A 23,435-nucleotide genomic window follows, 5' to 3' on the forward strand; every position below is an offset into this window, starting at 1 on the left:
CTCGTGTTCGGGAACCTTGGCACCGTCGGCCTCGCCGCAGCCCTCACCTGCCTGATGATCTTCGGCATTCCGGGGGGCGGCCAGCTCAAGCCCCTCGGCTGGTGGACCACCGTGTTCGTCGCGCTCCTCGCCGCCAGCGCGTACAAGGCCGCGGGAGGCCCGTTCAGCGTCGTCCCCGACGCGGCCGGGACGGTCATCTCCTTCCTGCAGAGCTTCCTCAAGGGCGTCACGATGCCAGCCCTCGCCCTCTGCGTTCTGATCTTCATGCTGTTCAAGAAGCTGACAACCAAGCAGGTCGGCATCACCGCCCTGCTGTTCTTCTACATCGCCACCGGAGCCGGCGGCACCTGGGCCTACCTCGCCGACGCGATCGAGAACGCACGGGCAGGCCTCCAGTGACGTACCACAGCCTGCGCAAACGCGCCCCGGAACCCGAACCGGAAGCGGCCGTCGAGGAAGAGCCTGGCGGGGAAAAGCAGGCCGAGTCCGGCACCGACGAGACCTCCCCGGCCGCCCGCGGCGGCGGCCTCTGGGCAGGCATCAGCGGGCCCGGCCTCTGGCTCGCAGCCCACGGCCGCACCGACCTGGCGTGGAGCCTCTACGTGGGGTCGGTGTGGGCGATCGGCTTCTACGGCGGCTGGATCGCGGCCGGCATTGTCATCGCATGGCTGCTCACGGTCGGGCTGTTCACGCCAAAGGAGTACCTGGACCGGCTCGCCACGGCCATCGAACGCCGCTTCTCCGGCCCCGCGCAGAAGCCGCCTACCGCGCCGCCCAGCAGCGGCGGAGAGGCCATTCGCGGGCTCCTCCTCGACCTCATCGGAGAGGGGAGAGGAGTGCACCTGCGCACCGTCCTCGACCACCTCCAGGAGCACGGCCAGTGGGAGGGCAAGGAGGTGTCTGATCTGAGGCGGCATTTGGAGGCCCTGGGCATCCCCGTCCGGCCCAAGGTGAAGGTGGGCGGAACACCCACCCGCGGGGTCCTGAAAGCCGATCTCGAAGCACTCCCCCCGATCGAGGAGACGTCCCCGTCTCCCGCCCCGTCTCCCGCCGTCTGACCTGCACGTCTACCTTCTGTCTCCCCGCCGTCTCCCGCCCCTCTCCCGGGGTGGGAGACATACCTGTACCCGAGGATGCGCCATGCCGTGGATCTATGAATGCCGGGCCTGCGAAGCTCGTTCGCCTGAGGAGCGGGAGCGCCGCGACGACGCCGAGGACGAACTCGTCGAGCATCGGCGCCGCGTGCACGGCGGGCTGCGGCCGGACGCCGGCGACGAGGTGCGGCGTGTGCACGCCGCGGCCCGCGGGGATGGTGTCCTGCCGGCCGGGTGGGGGTGGGCGCTGCTCGTCCTGCTGGCGCTTTTGTTGGCGAACTGCCGGGGCTGGTGACCCCCGGCCTGCCACACTGGAGGCACGCGCCGGGACCGCTCGGCACCACGAAGGCCCCACCGGGTTCCCCCGTCCCGGTGGGGCCTTACGCGTGAATCCCGCCACCCGGACAGCCCCATCCTGCCAAGAGCCGTGGGCTGACTGGGTTACCCGCTGTCAGCGGCCCCAGGTTCACTGCGCGGCATGCAAACGATCTCGCTGAAATGCCCCTGTGGACGGTTCATGGCACCCGACGGTCGAGCCGGGCGCGGGGCCTTCCGCTGCGGGTGCGGCCTGCGCGGAATCCGGGCTGTCGAGCGCATCGACTCAGTACGCCGTTGCACCTACGGCAACTGCCGAACCCGGGCAACCACGCCAGAGCCGCTGAAGTTCTGCCTGGATCACGAGGCCGAGGCTGCGTCTCGGTTGGGCTACCTGGCCGGCACGCAGGTACTGGAGCGCTTCCTTGAACGCAGCCCTCAAACGCGGGCCCGGCACTTCGGGGGTGCGGTCGCTCCGCTACCGAAGACGACGGATCAGCCGTCGGTGGTGTACTTCGCCCGGCGGGAGGTACTGATCAAGATCGGGACGAGTGTGCGGCTTCGTCAACGTATGTCCTCGCTGGCGACCCTGGTACTGGCGACTGAGCCCGGTGATCTTGTCCTGGAGAGCCAGTTGAAGCGCCGGTTCCGCCACCTGCTGGCGGTGGGGCGGGAGTGGTTCCACCCGGGCCCGGAACTCATTGCCTACATCAACGATGTGCGTGCGGCCTCCGGAGCCCCACCAATTAGCTGACCGGCCTGATGAGGCCCCGTCCCAGAATCCGGGCGGGACCTTCGTCATGCCGGCGCTCAGCTGGCGGGTAGCGCGCTGGTGTCGCACTCCATGCACCGGAACCCAGGCGGTGGCGCGCCGTGGCAAGTCCTGCAGTTCGCGGGCGGCAGGAGCAGCTCCTCGATGCCTGTGTCGAAGACGGCCGCCAGCGCGACGAGGTCGTCAACGTCGACGTGCCGCTGCCCGGTGTCGATGGCGCTCAGCCCGAGTGCGGGGATCGCGCGGCCGACGCGCGCGAGGCGTTCCTCCACGTCTCGGTACCCCCAGTGGCGCTGCTCGCGGAGGCGTCGGACGTTGCGTCGCACGTTGTTCCCGGCCGAGCTGAGCGGGCCGCTCGCCGCCTCGCTCACGTCTGCTCCCCGTCCGGGCGCACCGGGCCCGCGCCGCGCAGCCGTGCGATCTCCGTCCGGAGAACCTGGATCGTCATCACGAACTGCTCGGTGGTGTGCGTGGCCAGATGCTCGCGCAGTGCCGCCTCCGTCTGCTCAGCGTTCTGCCGCACCAGCTCACCGGCCATCCTCTGGATCGCTTCGGGGGCGATCGGCGTAGAGGCGTGTGACGGGATCCAGGCGTCGGGGAACGGCACTCGGTCGTGGTGCCAGCCGCATTCGAGGGGGCACAGGTAACGGGTCGTACCCGCGACGGGGCTCATCCGGTCGTCTCCTCGCTGCCCGCCGGGCGCTCCCGTCGCTTCCTGTTGACCCGCTCGTGCATCAGCTCGATCAGGACGTCAGACCGTGAGCGGCCCTCCTCGACGGTGGCGTCGAAGGCTCGGCGTAGCGCCGGGTCGGCTCGGAACGTCACCACCTTGGTCTGCCCCGTCGCGGGCCTCCCGCCGCCACGTCCCTGAGTCATCTTGCCGTTCTCGTCCGGGCGGATGACGTTCCATCTGGGGTTCTGGGTAGTGATGGTCTCCGCTTCCGCCGCCTCGGCCTCGGCGCGGGTCGCCTTCCACTCGACGTCACGCCGCTCCACCTGTGGCCACCACGCCTTCTGACGTGCGTGGTAGGTCCAGCGGACGTCGGGGTCGTTGGTGATGCCTACGTACAGGAGGTTGCTCTCCTTGTCGTAGAGGCGGTAGAGCGCGGTTCGTTCGGCGGCGACCAGAGTCATGACGGCTTGACCTTCCCGTCGCGGATGCGGGCGACGTACTCGCGGGTGAACCCGGATGCCTTGACGACCTCGTTCAGCCGGCCGCGCACGGGGTCCTCGCCGCGCAGCTCGGGGAAGACCTGCGGGATCAGTTCGAAGACCCGGGCTCGGTCTGCGGCCATGCGTTCGGTGAGCTGCTGGATCTCTTCGATCTTCTGCTCGTCGGTGTCTGCCATGCCCTCAGTATGCCATCTCAGTAGGCGAACACGATAGGCCTACCCCGTTGACATGTGGAGTGAGTAGGCCTACTGTGTAGTCATAGCCAGTCGGGCACAGCACCACGGAGGCAGCAATGCAGAACACCACCCACGCCAACTGCCTCCGCTGCGGCCGCACCCTCCGTACCGCCAAGTCGCAGGCCGCCGGATACGGCGCGAAGTGCGCCGCCAAGGTCCGCAACGCCCCCGTCGACACCACCGACTACAAGACCCACCAGATCACCAGCGCCCGCGAGTTGATCGAGGACGGCGCGATCATCCCCCTCCGCTCCGTCATCTTCATCACCGTCAGCACCGACGGCACCGAGACCTACAAGACCGCCCCCACCGGGTGTACGTGCCCCGCCGGCACCAAGGGCAGCCGCTGCTACCACACCCTCGCCGCACAGATGCTGCTCGCAGCCTGAACAGGAGAAACGCATGACCGACACCACCCAGCCGCAGCCCCTCGCCGTCGACCAGGAGGTCGAGTTCGACGACGGACGCGGGAACACCCTCACAGGCGTCATCACCCTGGTCTGGGACAAGCCGAAGACCGACCCCTACGTCAGCATCGTCACCTCGTTCGAGGACCAGCCCCGCAAGTTCGTCCGCAGCTCCAGCCGGGTTCAGCGCACCGCCACCGCCGGAGCGAGCAGCGGCCCGCTGCCGGACTGCACGGTCGCGCAGCACGGGGACGAGAGCCTCTGCGGCTGCATGGGCTGCATCGAGTACACGGCCGACCAGAACGGCGACTACGGCTGCTGAGTGTCGAGCCCGGCCCTCGACAGGGGCCGGGCCTCGCCACGGTCACCGTGCTCTACCCCGTCGACTGCCTGATCGCCCGCCGCGTCCAGATGCTCGCCGACGCCCTCGCTGCCTAGGAGCCCCCGATGCCCCGTTCCGAACACCTCGCCGACATGTCCACCCGTGGCCTCCAGGAGGAACGCGAAGCCTGCCTCCAGCTCACCGACAGCAACTTGAACAGGTGCAGCGAGTCCGTGACCGAGTACCACGCCGACTATGCCGACCGGATCAGCGACGAAATCGACCGCCGAACCAACCCCTGAACCCCGCCCCACCGCCCGCCCGACCACGACAGGATGAACCACATGACCGAGCAGCCCGCGCCGCGCCCCTGCGCCTCGTGTCCGTACCGGCAGGACGTCCCCTCCGGGGTGTGGGCGGCGAGCGAGTACGCAAAACTGACCCTGTACGACGCCCCGACCCACGCGCAGCCGCCCCGGCTGTTCCTGTGTCACCAGCACGACCGTGACGACGACCGGGCCCGCGTGTGTGGTGGGTGGGCGGGATGCCACGACGGTGACCACCTGCTTGCCTTGCGGGTCGCGGTGTCGTCGGGGGAGATCAGCGTGGAGACCGCCGACGCTATCCGTGACTACGTGTCTCCGGCGCCGCTGTTCGCCTCGGGCGCGGAGGCTGCCGCACATGGCGTGCGCGAGATCCGAAGCCTCAGCCCGGACGCCTGTACCGCGATCCGCAAGATCAGCCGCAACCGCAGTGACCTCACCGCCTGACCCCTGCCGGCCTCGAACCGCCACCAAGGAGGACCCCATGGCCCACACCATCCGCTGCGCACACGATGACTGCGACGAGTACTCCTGCCGCGCCCCCTTCCAACCAGAGCCGCCCGACCTACAAGCCATCGCTCATCGAGCGGCCCTCGCCGCCGACGGGTGGAGCGACATCGAAGGCCGGGACTACTGCCCCGACCACAGCCCCTGCTAGAACCCGCCTGACCGCCCTACGCTCAATCCTCCGCCACCGAAAGGACCCCGCCATGGCCAGTCACTTCGTGGACTGCATCACGATGCAGTGGTACGCGCTTCCCACCTCGCCGTGCACCTGCCCACCGTGGGTGGGGCTCGACCCGGACGGCTGGTACCGCCTCGACTGCTCCGACCCCGCCGACCCTCGGATCGTCGAGTACGGCGACGAAGACCGCGACGACGAGGCACCGCTGACTCTGGACGACGCGATCCAGGAACTCCTCGCCCTGGAGCAGCAGGACGACCCCGCCTGACCCCGCCGCACACGCCAAGGGCCCGCCCCCGGTTCGCCACCAGGGAACGGGCCCTCACTCATGCCCGCGTACACCCGATCCGGTCACAGCACCGTCACAACCACCACAACCCACCCACACCCCGCCTACGCTCCACCCCCACCACCACCCGCACCCGCACCAACAGGGGGAAGCACCATGACCCACCACAAGACCGCCACCATCACCGCCATCGGCATCCTCATCCTCAGCGGAACCGCCGCATGCAAAGACACCAGCAGCGGCAGCAGCACGAGCAGCGGGAAGACCACCACGGGCAGCAGCAAAGCCGCCGAGGCCAAGGCCATCCCCAACTTCGTCGGCATGGGCCTCCAATCCGCCCAAGACACCGCCCAAACCGCCGGGTTCTACGCGCTGAAGTCCCACGACTCCCTCGGCCGGGACCGCAACCAGATCCTCGACCGGGACTGGAAGGTCTGCACCCAGAACATCGCGGCCGGAAAGACGGTACCGACGGACACCGAGCTGGACTTCGGCGCCGTAAAGCTCGACGAAACCTGCCCGACCAAGGACGAGAAGGCACCCTCGACGGCCGATGGGACGATGCCCGACTTCAAGGGCAAGTCGGTGAAGGCCGCACGCGCCGCCCTCGACTCCGGCACGTCGATCACCGTGAAGGACGCCAGCGAGCACCGGTTCATCCTCGTCGAGTCGAACTGGCAGGTGTGCAGCCAGAGCCCGGCCGCGGGCACCACGCTGAACGGGCAGCCGGTCGAGTTCACCGCGGTCAAGTTCGGGGAGTCCTGCCCCTGAACGCGCCTGGGGCCCCGGGGTGTGCCGCCACAGCCACCCCGGGGCCCCTGCCCAGCCCGCCACTGCCCTAGTGACGCTTACGCCCCCGCGCTTGACGCGTGCGGGCGGCTTTCCTGGCCATCAGGCTGCGGGCTGCGTGAGTGCGGCCCTCGTTCGAGATCCTCGCGGCACGGGACTTCGACATGCCCTGACGTCGCAATGCGCGATACACGGCGAAGCGCGTCCGATAGACGAACCCTGCCCTACCGCCTCGGTCGGATACCATCGCCCGCCACCATCCAGCACGATCGAATCAAAGCCTCAACACTGCCATAGCCTACGATTCAAAGGTACTCGGTCGTAGGAGGCATCCACCATGGCCAACCCGAACCAAAACGTCCGCGGCCGCGGCGGCCGCTACATGCCCAGCCCAGAAACCGCCATCCGCGACGCCAAAGCCGCAGAGGTCCGCGCCAAAGGCCGCACCTACCAGCAGGTCGCCGACGAATGCGGCTACGCCAGCAGCCGCAGCGCCTGGGAAGCTGTACAACGCGCCATCGCCGCCGTACTGAAAGAGCCCGGCGAGGCGGTCCTGCACTTCGAGTTGGAGCGCCTCGACGCCGAACTCCTCCGCCTCGACGGCCTCGAAGCCGCCGCCCGCAAAGTCCTCACCGCCCGCCACATCACCGTCAGCAACGGCCGCGTCATCACCCACCCCGAAACCGGCGACCCCATGGAAGACGACGGCCCCGTCCTCCAAGCCATCGACCGCCTCATCAAGATCGAAGATGCCCGGCGCCGCAACGGGGAGAGGCGCGCCAAGCTCACCGGCATCGAGGCCGCGGTCAAGGTCGACGCCACCGTGCACGAGGTGACGCAACAGGACCTCGAACTGCAGGAGATGCTCCGCGACGCCAAAGCCCGCGTCGCCGCCCAAGAGCAGGCGCTTCGGGACGGCCCCGGCGGCGAGGCCTGACCATGACCACCGCCGCCCCGCCAGCGGCCGGCTACCTCGACGGCCTGGACGCCGAAACGTTCGACCTCCACACCTACCTCGCCCAGTTCGACGAACGCCTCCTCGCCGATCCCGAAGGTCGGCGCACCCTCACGCGTCTCGACCCCCTCCTGTTCGCCCTCGTCTACCTCAAGCACCACCTCAAAGACGACGAAGGCCGGGTCACGTTCGGCGACGCCCACCTCGACTGGTGCCGCGCCGCCCGCCACTGGATCCGCCAACCCGCCGGCCCCGGCGAGAACCGGCACGCCTACATCGCCCCCCGCAACATGGGCAAGTCCACGTGGTGGTTCCTCATCCTCCCCACCTGGGCCGCCGCCCACGGCCACGTCCGCTTCGCCGCCGCGTTCGCAATGGCTGCCGGCCCCGCGCAGACGCATCTCGCCACGTTCAAGCGGGAGATCGACACGAACGCGCTGCTCCGCCGCGACTACCCGAAGCTTTGCACCGCAGCCAAGCGTCCGTCCGGGACCAACATCGCGGACACCCAGTCCATGTACATGGCCGAGTCCGGCTTCGTCTTCGCGGCCCGCGGCATCGACAGCAGCAATCTCGGTATGAAAGTCGGCGAGCAGCGCCCCGACCTCATCCTGTGCGATGACATTGAGCCCGACGAGAGCAGCTACGGCCCCGAACTGGCACGCAAGCGGCGCACCACCCTCGTCGACGCGATCCTCCCCCTCAACGTGTACGCCCGCGTCGTCATCTCCGGGACCGTCACACTCCCCGGCAGCATCGTCCACCAGCTCGTCAAGCACGCCCGCGGCGTCGAGACCGCCGAGTGGATCCGGGACGAGGGGTTCGAAGCCCACTACACCCCGCCGATCATCAAGACGGCGGGCGGGTATGAACGGAGCGTGTGGCCGGCGAAGTGGCCGCTGTCCTACTTGAAGTCGATCGAGCACACCAGGTCGTTCGCGAAGAACTACGCCAACGACCCCATGGGCGCCGACGGTGACCTGTGGACGCCGGACGACTTCCGCTACCCCGGCGAGGAAGGCCCGGACCCGGTCACGCACATGATGCTGTCGATCGACCCGGCGGTCACGGCGAAACGCGCCTCGGACTTCACCGGCCTGGCCGTGGTGTCGTGGTCCGCGCAGACCCGGCGGTGCACGGTGCACGAGGCGCTCGCGGTGAAGATCCCGCCGGGTGAGCAGCTGCGTGAGCGGGTGCTGGCGCTGCTCGATGAGTGGCCGCGGATCGGTCTGGTGCTGATCGAGGTGAACCAGGGGCACGACGTGTGGAAGGCGATCCTGCACGACATGCCGGTGAAGGTGAAGCCGGTCAGTCAGACCGAGCCGAAGTTCGTGCGCGCGGAGGGCGTGCTGGGCTACTACCAGCGGGGCCGGGTGCTGCACGCGCGCAGGCTGCGGGAGTTGGAGGAGCAGATGTGCGCGTTCCCGAAGGCTCCGAACGATGACCTTGTGGATGCGGCGGGGAGTGCGATCCGCAGATTCATCCCGCCGGAGAAGAAGCAGGCGGCGCCGAGCGCTGCGCGCGCCAGCTACGTGTGATCCGTGGATTCGATGGTGAAGGCCTTCCTGTTGCGGTACTGGCGGGCTTGAAGTGAGCGGCTATCCTTCGATTCAAAGGTCACGTCTGGGAGGTCGCATTGGATGACGAGCACGTCGACCTCATGTACGGCATCGCCGAACTGAGAGAGTCCCGCCCCGCCTACGACCAGGCGCAGACCTACTACGACGGCAAAGTCCCCGAGGTCTTCACCTCCATCCGTTTGCGCCGCGCCCTCGCCGTCCACGACATCGACTTCGATCTGAACTTTGCGAAGACCCCCGTCAACGCCGTCACCAACCGGCTGAAAATCGCCTCAATCACGAGCCCCGACGAGGCGACGAACACCCTCATCTCCCAGATCTGGCAGGACAACCAGCTCAACCTGGAGATGAAGAACCTGTTCCGGCGGGCCGGCGAGTACGGCGACGCCTACCTCATGGTCCTGCCCGTCGAGGACGACAAGGGCAACGTCGTTCGCGTCGAGATGTTCTACAACTCCCCGCAGACCGTCCGGGTGATCTACGCCGAGGACAACCCGCGCCGTAAGGCGTACACGATCAAGAAGTGGTGTGAGGGTAAGTACCAGCGCGCCGAGCTGTACTACGACGACCGCACCGAACGCTGGACGACCGGCGAGAACTCCGACGGCAGCAAGCCCGGCGACTGGCTGCACTGGCCCGCCGACCCGGAGGACCCGGAGTCGTGGTTCCTCCCGCACGAGTGGGGCGAGCAGCCCGTCTTCCATTTCAGGACGGACAGGCCGTATGGGGTGCCGGAGCATTACGGCGCCTACGGCCCGCAGAACGCGATCACCAAACTCCAGGCCACGCATATGGGGACGGTCGACTACCAGGGCGCACCCCAGCGGTACGCCCTGACCGAGACCGCGACCACGGACACCAGCGACCTGGAGCCCGGCGACTTCGATGACGGCGACTGGCCCCTCGACGAGAACGGTGTAGGCCCGTCCGACTCTGGCGCCGACTCCAGCCTGAAGGCCGGCCCGGGTGAGATGTGGCTGCTCCGCGGCTACAAGAGCGTGGGCCAGTTCGACGCGGCAGACCCGGACGTGTTCCTCAACCCGATTCAGTTCAACGTGCGGGCGATGGCGCAGATCACCGAGACGCCTCTGCGCATGTTCGATCCGCAGTCCTCCAGTCAGCGCTCTGGGGTTTCCTTCCAGGAGGAGGACAGCCCTTTCATCAGCAAGATCGAGGACCGGCAGACGGGCTATGGAGCGGAGACGCACGCCGCCTTCGTGTTCGCGCTGCGCCGCCTCGGCATCGAGGACCCGGTCGTCACCGTCGACTGGGTGCCTGCCCGGTCGGTGTCGTCCGCGGAGGGCTGGCAGACCGTCAAAGCCAAGATCGACGCCGGAGTGCCGCGCCGGCAGGCCCTCATGGAGGCCGGCTACCGCGCCGAGCAGGTCGACTCCTGGCTTGCTGGGGTCGACGACGCGGAACTGCAGCGGCGGGTCGACGTCCTCGCCTCCCTCGCCGACTCGGCGCAGAAGCTGGGCACGGCGAAGACGTTGGGCGTCATCACCGAGGAGCAGGTCGCCGCGCTGATGGCCGGCGCGATCGACGACCTCGAAGCCCTCGCCACGGCGCAGGAGGAGTCCTGATGCCGTACCGCAGCAAGCACCTCGCCGCCCTCGTCCAAGGCGATCACACCAGTGAAGTCGTCGACTTGGAGGACGAGATCACCGGCCAGGCGCTGCGCGGTACGGACCGGGCGTTCGAGGAGCTGATTCGCCGGATCCTCGACGCGTGGACCCGGGCGTTCGGCGGCCCCGCCCAACCCGCTATGTCGGGCGGCGCGCTACGCCAGATCCTCGCCACAGCGCAGGCCGCGGTGCGTCGCCTCCTCAGCGATATCGCCGACCGCGCACCCGGTGCGCTCTCCGACAAGCTCGGGCCGGCCCTCGCGTTGGGGGTGCGTCAGGGCACGGAGTTCGTGCGTGCCGCGTCGGGGCGCCGCGAGTCCGAGCCGCGGGTGCCGGTGGTGGGTCGTGTGCTGCGTGCTGAAGCGCATCGGCTGCGGGACATGGTGACGGAGCGCCGGGACCGAGCCTTGTTTCTGCTGCATCCGGATCGTGTCCACCGGTGGTCGCAGATGCTGGCCGGGCTAGGGGCTGCTCGGGCCGCGATTCCCGCCGTCCGCGCGCACATCGCCTGGGTCATCAACACCGCCGTGCACGAAGGCCTGGACGCTGTCGTCCGGGCGACTGCCCCGCTGCGGCTGTGGGTGTCGGAGGCGGATGCGTGCGTGCGCTGCCTCGCCTACACCGGCCGTGTCGTGGCCGCGGATCAGCCGTTCCCGGGCGGTCTGTCGTGGGATCCGCGCCAGCGCGCCGCCCGCCTGCCGGGTGTGGAAGGCCCGCCCCTGCACAGCCACTGCCGCTGCCGCGCGGTGCCGTGGGACGACGCGTGGACCACTGCCGGGATCCCGTTCCCACTCGCCCTGCGGCGTGAGGCGCACCGGTCGATCGCCTACGGCCGCGCCCGCCCCTCCGAGTCCCGCGCCGCCCGCCTGCGAGCCGTCCGCGAACTCCTGCGCACCGAACCCGACCTGCTGCCCGCGGTCGAAGCCCGAGCCCGCACCGCACTCCAAGCCGGCCGATTCCCGGCCGCCGCATAAAGCCCGGTCCCCGCGATGGGCGACCGAACACCACCCCCGTGATGGAGGAACAGATGGGCATCCACCCCAACACCGACCACCCCGACGCGATCAGCCTGCCCCCGGGCACGATCCTCGGCTACCGCGCTGACGGCCGCCCGATCCACGTCATCGCTGGCGGCGCGGAGACCGACGACGAGCCCGACATTGAGGTCGAGGTCGACGACGAGCCCGAGGCGGAGACGGACGAAGAGCCGGAGCCCGACGAGGCACCGAAGCCCAAGCCCCCGGCGCAGAAGACGGAGCCGAAGCCCGAGGACGACGACTACACGCCGCCGTCGAAGACAGAATGGGCGAAGGCGCAGGCCGCGCTGAAGAAGGCCAACGAAGACGCCAAGCGCCACCGGCTCCGTAACAAGGAGCTGGAGGACAAGGCCCGCGGCGACGAGTCCGAGCACGAGAAGGCGCTCCGTGAGGCCCGCGAGGAAGGCGAACGCCGCTACCGGGCACCGCTCGTCCAGACCGCGGCCCGCTCCGCGCTCGTCGAAGCCGGGGCGCTCGCGTTCCTCCAGGACGAGAAGGACCCCGAATCCCAGGGGGCCCGGGAGAAGGGCGAGTCGCGGCTGAAGCGGCTGCTGAAGCTGGTCGACACCGACGCCCTGGACGTCGACGACGACGGCTCCGTGTCCGGTCTGGAGGCGGCGGTGGATGAGCTGCGCCGGGACTACCCGGAGCTGTTTTCTGCGCCGGCGCGGCGGGTGAAGGCGCGGCCGACGGGTGCGCCTCGTCCGGCGGCGGTGGAGCAGCCGAAGTCGACGGCGGAGAGGCACGCGCAGCGGATCCTCGGCAAGGCTTGACAGCCGCAGGTATATTCATCACCAGGTGAATTGCTCCGCGATGGAGCGACCACCGCCTTTTGCGAAGGCGCCCGTGATGGGGCCGCGCTGACCAGCACCCCCATCACGTCGCCCGCAGGAGGGCCCCCGTGGCACGCAATACCCTTGAGGCATGGATCCCGGAGGAGTACGAGTCCTCCCGCGTCATCCAGGCGATCAATCAGATGTCCGCGGTTGAGGCGCTCGCCTCCCGCATCCCGATGGGCTCCGACACCAAGCACGTACCGCGTACCGCGGGCATGGGCGTGGACGTCGTCGCTAAGGGCGGGGCCTACGGCGAGGACACGTCCCTCAACGACGAGGTCCTGCTGACGGCGCGCAAGTTCGGCAAGGCCGCGCGCATCGCGGAAGAGGACATCGACGACTCGGTGGCGAACGTCATCGAAGCGAAGATGCTCGGCTGGGGCCGCTCCTACGCCAAGATGATCGACAACGCGTCCCTCGCGGTCAGCGCTGCGGAGAACGGCACCACGATCCCGTTCACCAGCCTGTACCAGCTGCTCAACACCACGGACGCCACGCTCTCCTACACGGGCGGCACGAACATCACCACCGCCGCCAGCACCGGCATCCCGACCTACGGCGAGTTCTCCACCGCGATCGGCAACGTCGAGTCCGGGGACTACTTCGATCCCGGTGCCATGGTTGCGATCGCGCACCCGGCGTTCCGTAAGAGCCTGCGTGGTGTCGTCGACGGCCAGTCCCGCCCGATCTTCAACGAGAACGGGCAGGGCACCCCGGACACCATCTTCGGTGTCTCGGTCCGCTGGTCCCTCGGCGCGAAGATCTCCGCGACCGCCACCAGCGCCCCGACCGGCCGTCCGATCATGGCGTTCGTCAACCCCGAGCTGCTCCTCCTCGGCGTCCGCTCCGGCCCCGAGTCCGTGTTCATCGACGGACGCGACGGCCTCTCCGCGCTGACGGACGAGTCGATCCTCAAGATGCGCGCCCGCCGCGGCTTCGCCTACGGCCACCCGGGCGGCGCAGCGATCCTCGTCGGCTGACCCACCCCCGATACCCCGCACCGCCCGTGGCTCCGGGCGGTGCGGCGGCAAGGCAGGGAGGTGAGCCATGGCAGCACGGAAGACCACCAGCAGCAGCAAGACCACGGCCGAGCAGACGCAGCCCGCCAAGGACGAGGACCGCGAGCAGCTTCGGCAGCGGCAGTTCCCGGCGAAGGTCGGCGCTCCGGCAGTCGAGGTCGACGAGCGCTCCGCCGACGGCGCGGAGGGCACCCGATACGTCAAGACGTTCGTCGTCCACGGCGACAGCTGGACGGGCGAGGAATACCAGCACGAGGCCAACAAGGCGGCCGTCGCGAACGAGGCGATCCAGCGCGGCCTCCACCCCCGCGGCGAGGCCAGCTTCTACGGCGACGAGGACCACGAGGACGGCGTATCCGTCGTCCTCACCTACTCCGTCGAGACCGTCCCGTCGTCGGTCGACCACGCACCGGAGGACACGACCACGCCCCGCGACGTGATCGAGGCCGACGGCAAGGACACCAGCAGCAGCAAGCTGGAGCCCTGACGTGGACGCCTGGGCGAGCACACAGGACGTCATCGACGCCACCGGCGTGTCCGTGACGGACCAGCAGCTTGCCCAGGCGCAGGCCGCGATCGAGGTCTTCAGCAACCGCATCTACCCCGACCAGGATCGGATGCGGACACGAGACCTCTACTGGCTGGGCCGGGCCGTCGCCTACCAGGCCGCATGGATGGCAGGTCAGTTCGGGCTGGAGTCGCGGTTGGATGCCACGCAAATCCAGCAGGATCAGGTCTCCTCCACCCTGACGGGCGACGGCCTGGTCCTCGCACCCATGGCCGCCCGCGCCTTGCGCAAGGTGTCGTGGATGCGATCCCGGACCGTGCACGTCCGCTCCGCAATCGAAGGCGCGGGCCCAGTGGGGACCGTCCTGTCGGACGCTGCGGACGACTCGCTGGTCTGGGCCCCCTACCACGGGGGTGCGTGATGCAGGCCATCGCCACCACCCGCGTCAGCATCATCCGCGGCACCACCACCGACGCCTACGGCGACGAGCAAGACACCGACACCCCCGTCTGCACCGGGGTCCCGGCCAGCCTGACCGAGCAGTCCCGCCGCGTCACCAGCCGCGACGACCCCACCCCCCGCATCGTCCGCTACGCCGTGGCCCGCGTCCCGGCAGGCACCGACGTCACCGACCAGGACCGGCTCCTCGACGAGCGGACCGGCGCCACCTACATCGTCGACGCGACCTCGTCGATGGCGAACCCCGCATCGGTGCCGGACATCCGGCTCGACCTGCGGCGCACCACCTAACAGCACACGGGGCCACATGCCTGGGGAGACCAGGCGGCCCGCACGAGACCACTCTCTGGAGAGGAGGGCGGCCATGGCACGATCCGGGATTCGGATCGATCCTTCCGCGCGAGCGCATGTCGACGCGGCGACCAACGAGTGGATGCAGGACGTCATCGGCGACGCCATCCTCGGAGATGCCCGCGACTACGTACACAAGCGCAGTGGCCGCCTGCATGACTCGTTGCGTGCCGAGTGCCACGACAAGGTGTTGCGCGTCGGCTCGCTGGACTGCAACTACGCCACCGACGTCGAGATGGGCACGGCCCCGCACGTCATCCTCCCGCGGAACAAAAAGGCCTTGTACTGGCCGGGGGCCGCGCATCCGGTGGCGCGCGTCAATCACCCCGGCACCGCGCCCATGCCCTACCTCCGGCCGGCTCTGTTCCAGCGGAGGACGGCATGACGACGCCTGTGCTGCGCGCGACGCCCGAGCTGGTGGCAACGGCCTGGCTGTCCACGGTCGTCGGTGACCGCGTCGCCACCACCCTCCCCAAGCCGGGCGTGGACGGAACCCTGTCGTGGGCTGACGGCGGGTTCGTCACTCTCGTCGTCGCAGGCGGGTCGTCGAACATCTACGTGCCGTTGCGTACCCCGGTGATGGGCGTGTCCTGCTGGGCCGCCAACCCGACCTCGCAGAAGCCGCCGTGGAACCAGGCCGCCACTCTGGCTGAGGCGATCGTCGCAGCCTGCCTCGACCACCCGAGCATCCCGCAGACGCTCACCCTGCCCGGCAGCTACCCCAGCGTGCAGGTCAAGTCGGCCTACGTGGTGGGTGACCCGCGCAGGATCACAGACGACGCCTCCTCCTACGCCCGCTACGACATCCCCGGCCTCGTCATCGCCTGGACGGAGGTCCCGTCATGAGCCGTCGGTACGCGATCCAAGCCACCGCACTCGGCGGCGACCTCCTCACCTGGAACGGGCGCGTCATCGTCCACAACAGCCGGGGCGAGCTGGAGTTCCTGATCACCGGGCCCGTCCGCATCGTCGACTGCCCGCGGAGCATCCCGCCCGAGCAGACCATCGAGCTGCGCTTCCACCCGCAGTTCTCCCACCACCAGTTCCCCCTCGTGAGGAGTGCCTACCGATGAGTCGCACTGTCCGGACCACCATGCAGCCCGACCGGGACATCGAGGTCGACGACGCCGAGTACCTCGACCTGCAGCGGATGGGGCTCCTCGTCGACGACGACGGCACCGAGCCCGAACCCCCGGCCACGGCAGCGCCCCCGCTGCCGGTCAACCCCGCGAAGAAGCCCACCGCCGGCCCGGCCGGAAGCAAGGAGAACTGACCAGTGAGCGTGATCACGACGAACTTGATCCAGGGCCCGGCGACCCTCTACAAGGGCAACTTCGGTGCCGTCGAGCCCGCCGACACGGCGGTGAACGCGGTCCCGCCCGCGAGCAGCTGGACCGACCTGGGCGGCACGCAGGACGGCGTCAAGCTGTCCGTCGACCAGACCTACTCGGAGCTGGAGGTCGACCAGATCACCCTCCGCGTCGGCAGCCGGCTGACCAAGCAGGACTTCACCATCGAGACCTCCCTCGCCGAGGCCACGCTGGAGAACCTGTCGATCTCCCTGAACGGTGGCACCGCCGCCAGCGGTGCGGGCTTCAAGTCGTTCGACCCCAACGTGACCAGCTCGGCGACACAGCCGAACTACTTCGCCGTGATCATGGACGGTCTCGGCCCCGGCGGCACCCGCCGCGTCATCGGCCGCCGCATGCTCAACACCGACTCCACGGAACTCGCCTACACCAAGGACAAGCAGACGTTGCTGCCGGTGAAGTTCGCAGGCCACTACGTGTCGAGCGTGATCACCCCCTTCCACATCGTCGACCAGGTCTAACCGGCCTTCACCTCTGTCCGATCGAGGAGCATCACCCATGGCATCCACCACTCGTCAGACCACCGCAGCCCGCAAGCGGGCCGCCGCGAAGCCCGTGGCAGGCAGCGACCCGCTGGCGGACTTTGAGCCCATCCGGATCGCAGCCGACGCTGACGTGGAAGAGGAGCGCGTGCCCCTCTTCTACATCGGTGACGACGCGTACACGATCCCGAAGAAGATCGCCCCGGGAGTCGCGCTGCAGTACCTGCGGCAGGCCCGGGAGTCCGGGCATGAGTTGGCGACGCCGCCGCTCCTGATCCGTGTCCTGGGCGAGGACGCCTACATGGCGCTGGAGCAGTCCAAGGCCGTGGAGGAGGACCAGCTGGAGCGCATCGTCAAGCTCATCGTCGACCTCGCGCTCGGGCAGGCGGAGAAGAAGGAGGGAAAAGCGCGTGGCTGACCAGCCTGCATGACTGGCTGCTCACCCCGCCATGGCTGGACCCAGCCGCAGACCGGCTGCAAGAGGTCTCCTGGGTCCTGGACCACCTCGATGACCTCGATGCCGACTTCCTCGCGATCTACGGCATCGACCTCGAACAGCAGCCGATATCGGCCCGCCGCTACTTCGCTCTCGCCTACCGCCTGACCGCCTACCAGGGCGTGATGGCGGCCCGCGCGGAAGCCGAACGCGACGACCAGTCGGCCAGCACGACCCCAACCCGCACCAGCAGTACCCCCGCGCCCACAAGCGCGGACGGCGAGAACCGCGAGGTGTCGCTAACGGCGTTCCGGATGCAGTTCCCCGGACTGGTGAGCATGGGAGGCGGATGACGTGGCCGGGGCTTTTAGGATCGCCGAGGGATACGTCGAGGTCACGGCCGACGAGTCCGGCTACGACGCCGCCATGACCCGCCTCAAGGGCGCGAAACACAGCGTCTCTGTGGGGGTCGACCTCGATGACAAAGACGCCATCGCGAAACTCGACAGGCTCGTCAAGGACCGGGTCACTAAGATCACGGCCTCCGCTGAAACCCGCGTGGCTGCCGACGAGCTGAAGAACCTCGTCCAGCGGCGCAACATCCGGATCGCGACGGCCGCCGATACGGAGACGACGGCTGAAGCTCTGGCGCACCTCACCCGGGACCGCACTGTCCGGGTCGACGTGGACTTCGACGGCACCGCCCTTGCGGACCTTTCAGCTCTCCCGCGAACTGTCGACATCTTGGCGGAGGTGAATCAGGCCGCCTACGACCGCGCTATTGCGAAGCTCGACAAACTGACGGCCGACCGCACCGTCAAGATCCGGGCGTCCGTCGACACCCGCGTCGCCGCCGACGAAATCCGCAACCTCACGGCTCGCCGCCAGGTACGCATCGGCATCGACGTCGACACGAGGGTCGCGGCCGACAGCATCGCCAACCTCACGCGGCGCCGCACCATGACCGTGCAGGCGCGCGCCGACACCACCGACGCCGCCAACAGCCTGCGCTTCCTCACCCGCGACCGCACCGTCAACGTCCGCACGCGCATGCTCGGCAGCCTCGCCGGACTCGCAGGGCTGGGCGGCAACGCGAGTGGCGGGGCCGGTGGGGTCGGCATGCTGTCGTCCCGTCTGGTCATGCTGGCCGCGGCCGCCATCGGGGCGCTGCCCACGATCGCGTCCCTCGGTCAGTCGCTGGTCGCGATGGGCCCGGCCGCCGCCCTTGCGGCGCCCGCGGTCCTCTCACTCGCTTTGGCGTTCGCTGCGGTCAAGGTCGGCACCAGCGGGATCGGGGACGCGTTCAAAGCAGCGTTTGCGCCGGCCGAGAAGTCGGCCTCCGCCGCGGCGAAGTCGACGCACTCGCTGGAGAACGCTCAGCGGTCGCTGGCGAAGGCGCAGCAGGGTGTGCAGGACGCCGAGCAGCGTGCCGCGGAGGCGCGTGTCGCGGCGGCCCGGCAGATCGAGGACGCCCAACGCTCCCTCAAAGGCACGGTGCAGGACGTCGCGGATGCCAACCGCAGGGCTGCCCAGCAGGTTGCCTCCGCTGAACGCGATCTCGCCGACGCGCAGCGCGCGGCCCGGCAGGCGCAACTCGACCTGACCGGGGCCCGCAAGGAAGCCGCGCAGGAGCTGGAAGACCTCAACAACCGGCTCGAAGACGCCCAGCTCGACCAACGCCAGAAGGTGTTGGACCTTCAGGACGCCGAGCAGGAGCTGACCGCGGTCAAGGCCAAAGGCGGCAAGGCGACGAAGGAGGAGCTGGACAAGGCGCAGCTCGCCTATGACAAGGCCGTCCAAGCCCTGGAGGAGCAGCAGACCGAGACGGCTCGCCTGCAGACGCAGACCGAGGAGGCTAACAAGGCGGGTGTCGAGGGCTCGAAGAAGGTCGTCGGGGCGAAGCAGACCATCACTGACGCCAGCCAGGCAGCGATCGACAAGACGCAGGCGCTGCAGGATGCGGAGCGGGACCAGGCGCAGACGACGGCGGACGGTCTGCAAAAGGTCATGCTGGCCGAGCGGGAAGTCGCCGACGCCCGGGAAGCCGCAAGGAAAGCCGCGGTCGATGGGGCGCGGCAGATCGCCGACGCTCAAGACGCGGTAGCCGACGCCGCCCGGAACCTCGCCTACGCGCAGGAGTCCGGTGCGGCGGCCACGAACAAGCTCGGCGACGCCATGGCCAAGCTGGCGCCGAACGCCCGCGCCTTCGTGGACGCGGTCATTGCGCAGCGAGAAGCGTGGCGGGGCCTGAAACTCGACGTACAGAACCGGCTGATGGCCGGGCTCGGGCAGACGTTCACCAGCCTGTCCACCGCGGTGATTCCGCCACTGCGGGCCGGGCTCGGCGGCATGGCCGACAACCTCAACGCCATGGCGAAGGGCGCAGCGTCCGCGGTCATCGAGCTGTCGAAGACCGGCACCCTGAAGTCGATGTTCGACGGCCTGAACGCTGGCTTCGCGAACCTTAACCGGGTGCCGGGCCAGTTCCTCACCGGGCTCACGCAGATCTCCGTCGCCGCGTCTCCGGCGTTCGCCCGTCTGACTGCCGCGGCCGGCGGGGCTGCGGACCGGATCTCGCAGCGGATCGCGACGGCGTTCAAGTCGGGTGCGTTGGAGACGTCGATCAACGGTGCGATCGAGGTGGCCAAGCAGTTCGGGCACATGCTCGGCGACCTGTTCGGCGCGCTCGGCAACATCATGAAGGCTGCGGCTGCTGGCGGCGGGGATGCGCTGGGGACGCTCGGGGCGTTGTTCGCGGAGTTGCGCCGGGTTACGGCGATGCCTGAGGTACAGAAGGCCCTCGCCTCGATCTTCCAGGCGGTCAACGCGATCGCGAAGCTGTTCGCGGGGACGCTCGGCGCGGTGATTCAGGCGGTGATGCCGCTGCTGGCGGCGCTGGCCCCGGTGGTGACCGAGTTGGCGACGCGGTTCGGGCCGGTCCTCGCGCAGTTGGCGGACACGCTGGGCAAGGCCCTGGCGCCGATCATTGACGCGCTGCTCCCGGTGATCGGTGACATCGGCGGTGTCCTGGTGGGGCTGGTGCAGGCGTTGATGCCGCTGCTGGTGCCGTTGGGCGCGGTGATCGCGGAGATCGTGAAGGCCTTGGCGCCGGTGTTCAAGTCGATCGGTGGGGCGCTGGTGTCGTTGGTGGCGGCGCTGGCGAAGGGACTCGCGCCGGTGATCACAGCCCTGGTTCCGGTGATCGGCATGTTCGGCCAGTTGTTCGCCGCGCTGGCTCCGATGTTCCCGCAGCTCATCGCCGCGCTGGTGCCGCTGATCCCGCCGCTGACTCAGCTGGCGCTGTCGCTGCTGAACCTGGCGATGCAGGTGTTGATGCCGTTGATGCCGCTGATCATCAAGCTGGCCGGGCTGCTGGCGACGGTACTGGCGGGTGCGATCGGGATCCTCGTCCCGGTGATAACCACGATCATCGGCTGGCTGACGACGTTCTCCAACAAGGTGGGCGAGGTCGTCGGCTGGATCGTCGACAAGTTCCGTTGGCTGTACGACGTCCTCGTCGGGCACAGCATCATCCCCGACTTGGTGAAGGCGATCATTAGTTGGTTCACGCAGTTGTGGACGAAGACGAAGGAGATTTACACCGCGCTGAAGACGTGGCTGGTGAACACGTGGAACAGTATCTGGTCTGGCCTCACCTCCCGCTGGAACAGCTTTTGGTCGGGGATGCGGACGTCGCTCACCAACGCGTGGGCGTCCGTGAAGTCACAGTTCACGAGCCTGAAGACGTCGCTGTCGAACACCTGGTCGTCGATGTGGACGGGCGTCACGTCGAAGGTCACGTCGGTGATCGCCACGATCAGCGGAAAGATCGCCGCGTTCAAGTCGAACATGACCAACGCGTTCTCCCTGCTGAAGACGGGGATGGGCACCGTCTGGGACGGCATCAAGTCGAAGATCAGCGCCCCGGTGAAGTGGGTCGTCGACCACGTCTACAACAACGGCATCCGCAAGATGTGGAACACGATCGCCGGGAAGATCAGCAGCAAGCTGACGCTTCCCTCGATCGCGCTGGGCTTCAACAAGGGCGGCGTCGTCCCTGGCAGCGGGAATCGCGACACCGTCCCGGCGATGCTCACGCCCAAGGAGCGCGTCCTGTCGGTGCCCGAGGTCGAGCAGCTCGGCGGCCACCGGGCAATCGATGCCATGTTGCAGAAGGACCGCCCTACGAAGACGGGCGGGAACCCCAGCCCGCAGCAGGAGCGGCAGCGGTACCAGGGGCCCGCGCAGCACTTCGCGTCGGGCGGCATCGTCGGGAAGATCACCAGCGGGATTGGTGGCGCCGTCTCCTCCGTCGCGTCGTGGGCGAAAGACCTCGTCATCGGCGGCCTCAAATCGGCGGCACAGTCGGCTATCGGCTCCCTGGTCCGCCCCCTCATCAACTCCATCCCGTCGGGCGGTGTCGGCTCCCTGATGAAGGGCCTCTCCAACAAGGCGTTGGACTCGATGCTCGGCTTCCTCGGCACGGAGGACAAGAAGGCAGTCGGCGGGCCGGCCGTACAGAAGGCCTTGTCGTGGGTGAAGACGCAGAACGGGCTGCCCTACCAGTGGGCGGGCAACGGCAACCCGTCCTGGGACTGTTCGGGTCTGATGTCGGCGATCGAGTCGGTGATCCGTGGGGAGCGCCCGCACCGTCGCTGGGCGACCGGCTCGTTCGTCGGGAACTCCGGCCCGTCCGGGTGGGTTAGGAACCTGAACTCCCCCTTCATGATCGGGGTCACAAATTCCGGCGTGGGCCACACCGCGGGCACGCTCGCCGGAATGAACGTCGAGTCCTCGGGCGGGGCCGGCGTCCACATGGGCAAGGGCGCCCGCGGCTACAACGACCCCATGTTCACCAGCCGGTGGGGCTTCGCACCCGCGGCGAAGTACGACTCGGGTGGCCTGCTCCAGCCCGGCGCGACGCTCGCGATCAACAAGACGCGGAAGCCAGAAGCAGTCCTCACCGCCGAAGAGCACGAGGCGTTCCGCTCCATCGTGACCGGGCTGAGCGCGACCGACTTCGGCGGTAGCACGGTCAACGTGTCGGTCGAGGTGAAGTCGATGACTGTCCCGTCGCCTGCCGAGGTGAGGCGCTTCGCTGAGGCGATCGCCGACCCGGTGAAGGAAGCGATCCGTAAGAGCGACAGGAGCCGTGCCTGATGGCCGCATACAGCTGGGGCGATCTCACCATCGGGCGGATCCCCCTCCGTGAGACGTTCACCGCTACGGAGGGCGGTGGCGGTGACCGCACCCTCGACCTCGAAGGGCAGGAGTCGTACCCGCCGTTGACACGGGCGCAGGTCATCGCCCGCCACGACGGCATCAACGCCCTGGTCGCAGGCCAGTGCATCCCGGTGACTTTCACGGACAAGCCCGAGCGCTCCGGCTACTACACGGTCAAGAGCGCGGGGGCGACGTACACCGAGTACCTGAACGACATGGTCACCTCGACCTGGAAGGTCAGCTTGGAGCGGGTCGGCTCCGACGCCGAAACCGACCTCCAGTCCCGGCTGACCGGCGCAGTCAGACTGAACGACTTCTCCCTGACGGGTGAGCGGTGGCATGCGCCGCCGATCGGGCACTACGGCTACTACACCGGCTCCACCAACCCGACCACCATGACCCGGACCGGGGCGGACGGGGCGATGACCGTGTACCGCGGTGTCCCCGCCAACACCTCCCCACGGTGGGGCTGTCCGCCGACCGCCTACCTGGTCGGCCGGGTGAAGGTGACGACGACCGGAGCGCAGGAGGTGTACGGCGTCGACGTCCCCCTCGCAGCGTCCGGGTGGGCGCTGTCGAACGGGTTCGTCAACGTCGCACCCTCGGCCAGCGCAACGCTGGACGTGCAGGCGTACACGGGCGGCGCCTACCACTCGAAGCTATGGAACGTCTCCGTGGCCGGCTCGGCTGCGTCGATCACCTCGTGGGACGGGGCCACGCTCCTCCGCAATGACCCCGAGATGTGCATCATGCGGCTGACCAAGGGGCTGAACCCGGGCCGGGCGACCCTCGACCTCACGCTCCGCCGCGGCTCCCGGTTCGTCGAGGGCTACCTCCAGACCGGCACGTCGGCGACGCTCGCCGCCTACCGCAGCAGCCTGGAGACCAACACCAGCTTCGCCGCATCCGGGTACGTCACCGCCACCGCCAACGACTCCGACAGTAACCGCTTCGCCGTCGGATCCGCCCGCAGCTTCACCGCGCACACCAACGGAGGCGTCATCAAGAGCAGCGCCACGGCCATGGACTTCTGGATCGGCGTCGCGGCCGGCGGCGGGTCAGCGGTGTCGGGGGACGCGGCCACCGACCTGCGGAACCAGTACGTCTCATGCATGCCGGAAGCGATCTACGGCGTGAGGAGGTAGCGCG

The 23,435-nt window shown here is 68.8% G+C and carries 31 protein-coding genes; 27 read left to right on the plus strand and 4 right to left on the minus strand.

The features are described from left to right. Nucleotides 1-3 precede the first annotated feature (3 nt). The 4 genes from BG482_RS16385 to BG482_RS43460 all read left to right on the plus strand — a co-directional run bounded on the left by BG482_RS16385 (nt 4) and on the right by BG482_RS43460 (nt 2,163). A complete protein-coding gene (locus BG482_RS16385; protein ID WP_079141845.1) occupies nt 4-399 on the plus strand; it encodes a hypothetical protein in 396 nt (131 codons plus the stop codon). Continuing rightward, nucleotides 396-1,058 carry a hypothetical protein gene (locus BG482_RS16390; RefSeq protein ID WP_069769775.1) on the plus strand — a complete coding sequence of 221 codons (663 nt, stop codon included), beginning with the start codon at nt 396-398 and terminating at the stop codon, nt 1,056-1,058. Before BG482_RS16385 ends, BG482_RS16390 begins: the two co-directional genes overlap by 4 nt. 82 nt (nt 1,059-1,140) lie before the next feature. Next, nucleotides 1,141-1,389 (plus strand): hypothetical protein, encoded by a 249-nt coding sequence (locus BG482_RS16395; protein WP_069769776.1) that lies wholly within the window; start codon nt 1,141-1,143, stop codon nt 1,387-1,389. Between the two features lie 183 nt (nt 1,390-1,572). Further along, nucleotides 1,573-2,163 carry a GIY-YIG nuclease family protein gene (locus tag BG482_RS43460; protein WP_141744028.1) on the plus strand — a complete coding sequence of 197 codons (591 nt, stop codon included), beginning with the start codon at nt 1,573-1,575 and terminating at the stop codon, nt 2,161-2,163. Between the two features lie 56 nt (nt 2,164-2,219). Here the strand turns inward: BG482_RS43460 and BG482_RS16405 are convergent, their stop codons facing one another. From BG482_RS16405 to BG482_RS16420, 4 genes are read right to left on the minus strand one after another with little or no spacing between them, the layout of a single operon-like run. After that, complete coding sequence (locus BG482_RS16405) at nt 2,220-2,552, minus strand: hypothetical protein (protein ID WP_069769777.1); 333 nt, start codon at nt 2,550-2,552, stop codon at nt 2,220-2,222. After that, entirely contained in the window at nt 2,549-2,854 is a 306-nt protein-coding gene (locus tag BG482_RS16410; RefSeq protein ID WP_069769778.1) for a hypothetical protein, read from the minus strand. Before BG482_RS16410 ends, BG482_RS16405 begins: the two co-directional genes overlap by 4 nt. Beyond that, nucleotides 2,851-3,315 (minus strand): GIY-YIG nuclease family protein, encoded by a 465-nt coding sequence (locus BG482_RS41085; protein WP_079141846.1) that lies wholly within the window; start codon nt 3,313-3,315, stop codon nt 2,851-2,853. Before BG482_RS41085 ends, BG482_RS16410 begins: the two co-directional genes overlap by 4 nt. Then, a complete protein-coding gene (locus tag BG482_RS16420) occupies nt 3,312-3,530 on the minus strand; it encodes a hypothetical protein (RefSeq protein ID WP_069769779.1) in 219 nt (72 codons plus the stop codon). Before BG482_RS16420 ends, BG482_RS41085 begins: the two co-directional genes overlap by 4 nt. 116 nt (nt 3,531-3,646) lie before the next feature. Between BG482_RS16420 and BG482_RS16425 the strand changes: the two genes are divergently transcribed. The 23 genes from BG482_RS16425 to BG482_RS16530 all read left to right on the plus strand — a co-directional run bounded on the left by BG482_RS16425 (nt 3,647) and on the right by BG482_RS16530 (nt 23,431). Next, a complete protein-coding gene (locus BG482_RS16425; protein WP_069769780.1) occupies nt 3,647-3,979 on the plus strand; it encodes a DUF6011 domain-containing protein in 333 nt (110 codons plus the stop codon). 13 nt (nt 3,980-3,992) lie between these two features. Continuing rightward, nucleotides 3,993-4,319, plus strand: a complete 327-nt coding sequence (locus BG482_RS16430; RefSeq protein WP_069769781.1) for a hypothetical protein — start codon at nt 3,993-3,995, stop codon at nt 4,317-4,319. 125 nt (nt 4,320-4,444) lie between these two features. Then, nucleotides 4,445-4,621, plus strand: coding sequence for a hypothetical protein (locus BG482_RS43995; RefSeq protein ID WP_176741396.1), 177 nt, complete (start codon nt 4,445-4,447; stop codon nt 4,619-4,621). A 42-nt stretch (nt 4,622-4,663) separates the two neighbouring features. After that, nucleotides 4,664-5,089 (plus strand): DUF6283 family protein, encoded by a 426-nt coding sequence (locus tag BG482_RS41090; protein ID WP_218108792.1) that lies wholly within the window; start codon nt 4,664-4,666, stop codon nt 5,087-5,089. Nucleotides 5,090-5,352: 263 nt separating this feature from the next. Next, nucleotides 5,353-5,595 (plus strand): hypothetical protein, encoded by a 243-nt coding sequence (locus BG482_RS16440; RefSeq protein WP_069769782.1) that lies wholly within the window; start codon nt 5,353-5,355, stop codon nt 5,593-5,595. 177 nt (nt 5,596-5,772) lie between these two features. Beyond that, nucleotides 5,773-6,387 carry a PASTA domain-containing protein gene (locus BG482_RS16445; protein ID WP_069769783.1) on the plus strand — a complete coding sequence of 205 codons (615 nt, stop codon included), beginning with the start codon at nt 5,773-5,775 and terminating at the stop codon, nt 6,385-6,387. 355 nt (nt 6,388-6,742) lie between these two features. Further along, a complete protein-coding gene (locus BG482_RS16450) occupies nt 6,743-7,342 on the plus strand; it encodes a hypothetical protein (RefSeq protein WP_069769784.1) in 600 nt (199 codons plus the stop codon). A 2-nt stretch (nt 7,343-7,344) separates the two neighbouring features. Beyond that, nucleotides 7,345-8,898: a hypothetical protein gene (locus BG482_RS16455; RefSeq protein WP_069769785.1), complete on the plus strand. Its 1,554-nt coding sequence runs from the start codon at nt 7,345-7,347 to the stop codon at nt 8,896-8,898. A gap of 98 nt (nt 8,899-8,996) precedes the next feature. Further along, nucleotides 8,997-10,523 carry a phage portal protein gene (locus BG482_RS16460; RefSeq protein WP_069769786.1) on the plus strand — a complete coding sequence of 509 codons (1,527 nt, stop codon included), beginning with the start codon at nt 8,997-8,999 and terminating at the stop codon, nt 10,521-10,523. Further along, nucleotides 10,523-11,539 carry a hypothetical protein gene (locus BG482_RS16465; protein WP_069769787.1) on the plus strand — a complete coding sequence of 339 codons (1,017 nt, stop codon included), beginning with the start codon at nt 10,523-10,525 and terminating at the stop codon, nt 11,537-11,539. The genes BG482_RS16460 and BG482_RS16465 overlap by 1 nt, the downstream gene beginning before the upstream one ends. 53 nt (nt 11,540-11,592) lie before the next feature. Beyond that, nucleotides 11,593-12,375, plus strand: a complete 783-nt coding sequence (locus BG482_RS16470; protein WP_141746615.1) for a hypothetical protein — start codon at nt 11,593-11,595, stop codon at nt 12,373-12,375. A 128-nt stretch (nt 12,376-12,503) separates the two neighbouring features. Beyond that, entirely contained in the window at nt 12,504-13,418 is a 915-nt protein-coding gene (locus BG482_RS16475; RefSeq protein ID WP_069769789.1) for a phage major capsid protein, read from the plus strand. 67 nt (nt 13,419-13,485) lie between these two features. Further along, nucleotides 13,486-13,944, plus strand: a complete 459-nt coding sequence (locus BG482_RS16480; RefSeq protein WP_069769790.1) for a hypothetical protein — start codon at nt 13,486-13,488, stop codon at nt 13,942-13,944. Between the two features lies 1 nt (nt 13,945). After that, complete coding sequence (locus tag BG482_RS16485) at nt 13,946-14,386, plus strand: hypothetical protein (protein ID WP_069769791.1); 441 nt, start codon at nt 13,946-13,948, stop codon at nt 14,384-14,386. Continuing rightward, nucleotides 14,383-14,715, plus strand: coding sequence for a hypothetical protein (locus tag BG482_RS16490; RefSeq protein ID WP_069769792.1), 333 nt, complete (start codon nt 14,383-14,385; stop codon nt 14,713-14,715). The genes BG482_RS16485 and BG482_RS16490 overlap by 4 nt, the downstream gene beginning before the upstream one ends. Nucleotides 14,716-14,788: 73 nt before the next feature. Continuing rightward, complete coding sequence (locus BG482_RS16495; RefSeq protein ID WP_079141448.1) at nt 14,789-15,160, plus strand: hypothetical protein; 372 nt, start codon at nt 14,789-14,791, stop codon at nt 15,158-15,160. After that, entirely contained in the window at nt 15,157-15,621 is a 465-nt protein-coding gene (locus tag BG482_RS16500; RefSeq protein WP_141746616.1) for a hypothetical protein, read from the plus strand. The genes BG482_RS16495 and BG482_RS16500 overlap by 4 nt, the downstream gene beginning before the upstream one ends. After that, nucleotides 15,618-15,848 (plus strand): hypothetical protein, encoded by a 231-nt coding sequence (locus BG482_RS16505; protein WP_069757758.1) that lies wholly within the window; start codon nt 15,618-15,620, stop codon nt 15,846-15,848. The genes BG482_RS16500 and BG482_RS16505 overlap by 4 nt, the downstream gene beginning before the upstream one ends. After that, a complete protein-coding gene (locus BG482_RS16510) occupies nt 15,845-16,048 on the plus strand; it encodes a hypothetical protein (protein WP_141746618.1) in 204 nt (67 codons plus the stop codon). Before BG482_RS16505 ends, BG482_RS16510 begins: the two co-directional genes overlap by 4 nt. 3 nt (nt 16,049-16,051) lie before the next feature. After that, nucleotides 16,052-16,606, plus strand: coding sequence for a hypothetical protein (locus tag BG482_RS16515; protein ID WP_069769795.1), 555 nt, complete (start codon nt 16,052-16,054; stop codon nt 16,604-16,606). 37 nt (nt 16,607-16,643) lie between these two features. Beyond that, nucleotides 16,644-17,045 (plus strand): hypothetical protein, encoded by a 402-nt coding sequence (locus tag BG482_RS16520; RefSeq protein ID WP_069769796.1) that lies wholly within the window; start codon nt 16,644-16,646, stop codon nt 17,043-17,045. A gap of 372 nt (nt 17,046-17,417) precedes the next feature. Beyond that, complete coding sequence (locus BG482_RS16525) at nt 17,418-22,223, plus strand: hypothetical protein (RefSeq protein ID WP_256096385.1); 4,806 nt, start codon at nt 17,418-17,420, stop codon at nt 22,221-22,223. Further along, nucleotides 22,223-23,431, plus strand: coding sequence for a hypothetical protein (locus tag BG482_RS16530; RefSeq protein WP_069769797.1), 1,209 nt, complete (start codon nt 22,223-22,225; stop codon nt 23,429-23,431). The genes BG482_RS16525 and BG482_RS16530 overlap by 1 nt, the downstream gene beginning before the upstream one ends. The last annotated feature ends 4 nt before the right edge of the window (nt 23,432-23,435 follow it).

Source organism: Streptomyces sp. LUP30 (assembly GCF_001746365.1).
In the GTDB taxonomy this organism is placed as follows: domain Bacteria; phylum Actinomycetota; class Actinomycetes; order Streptomycetales; family Streptomycetaceae; genus Streptomyces.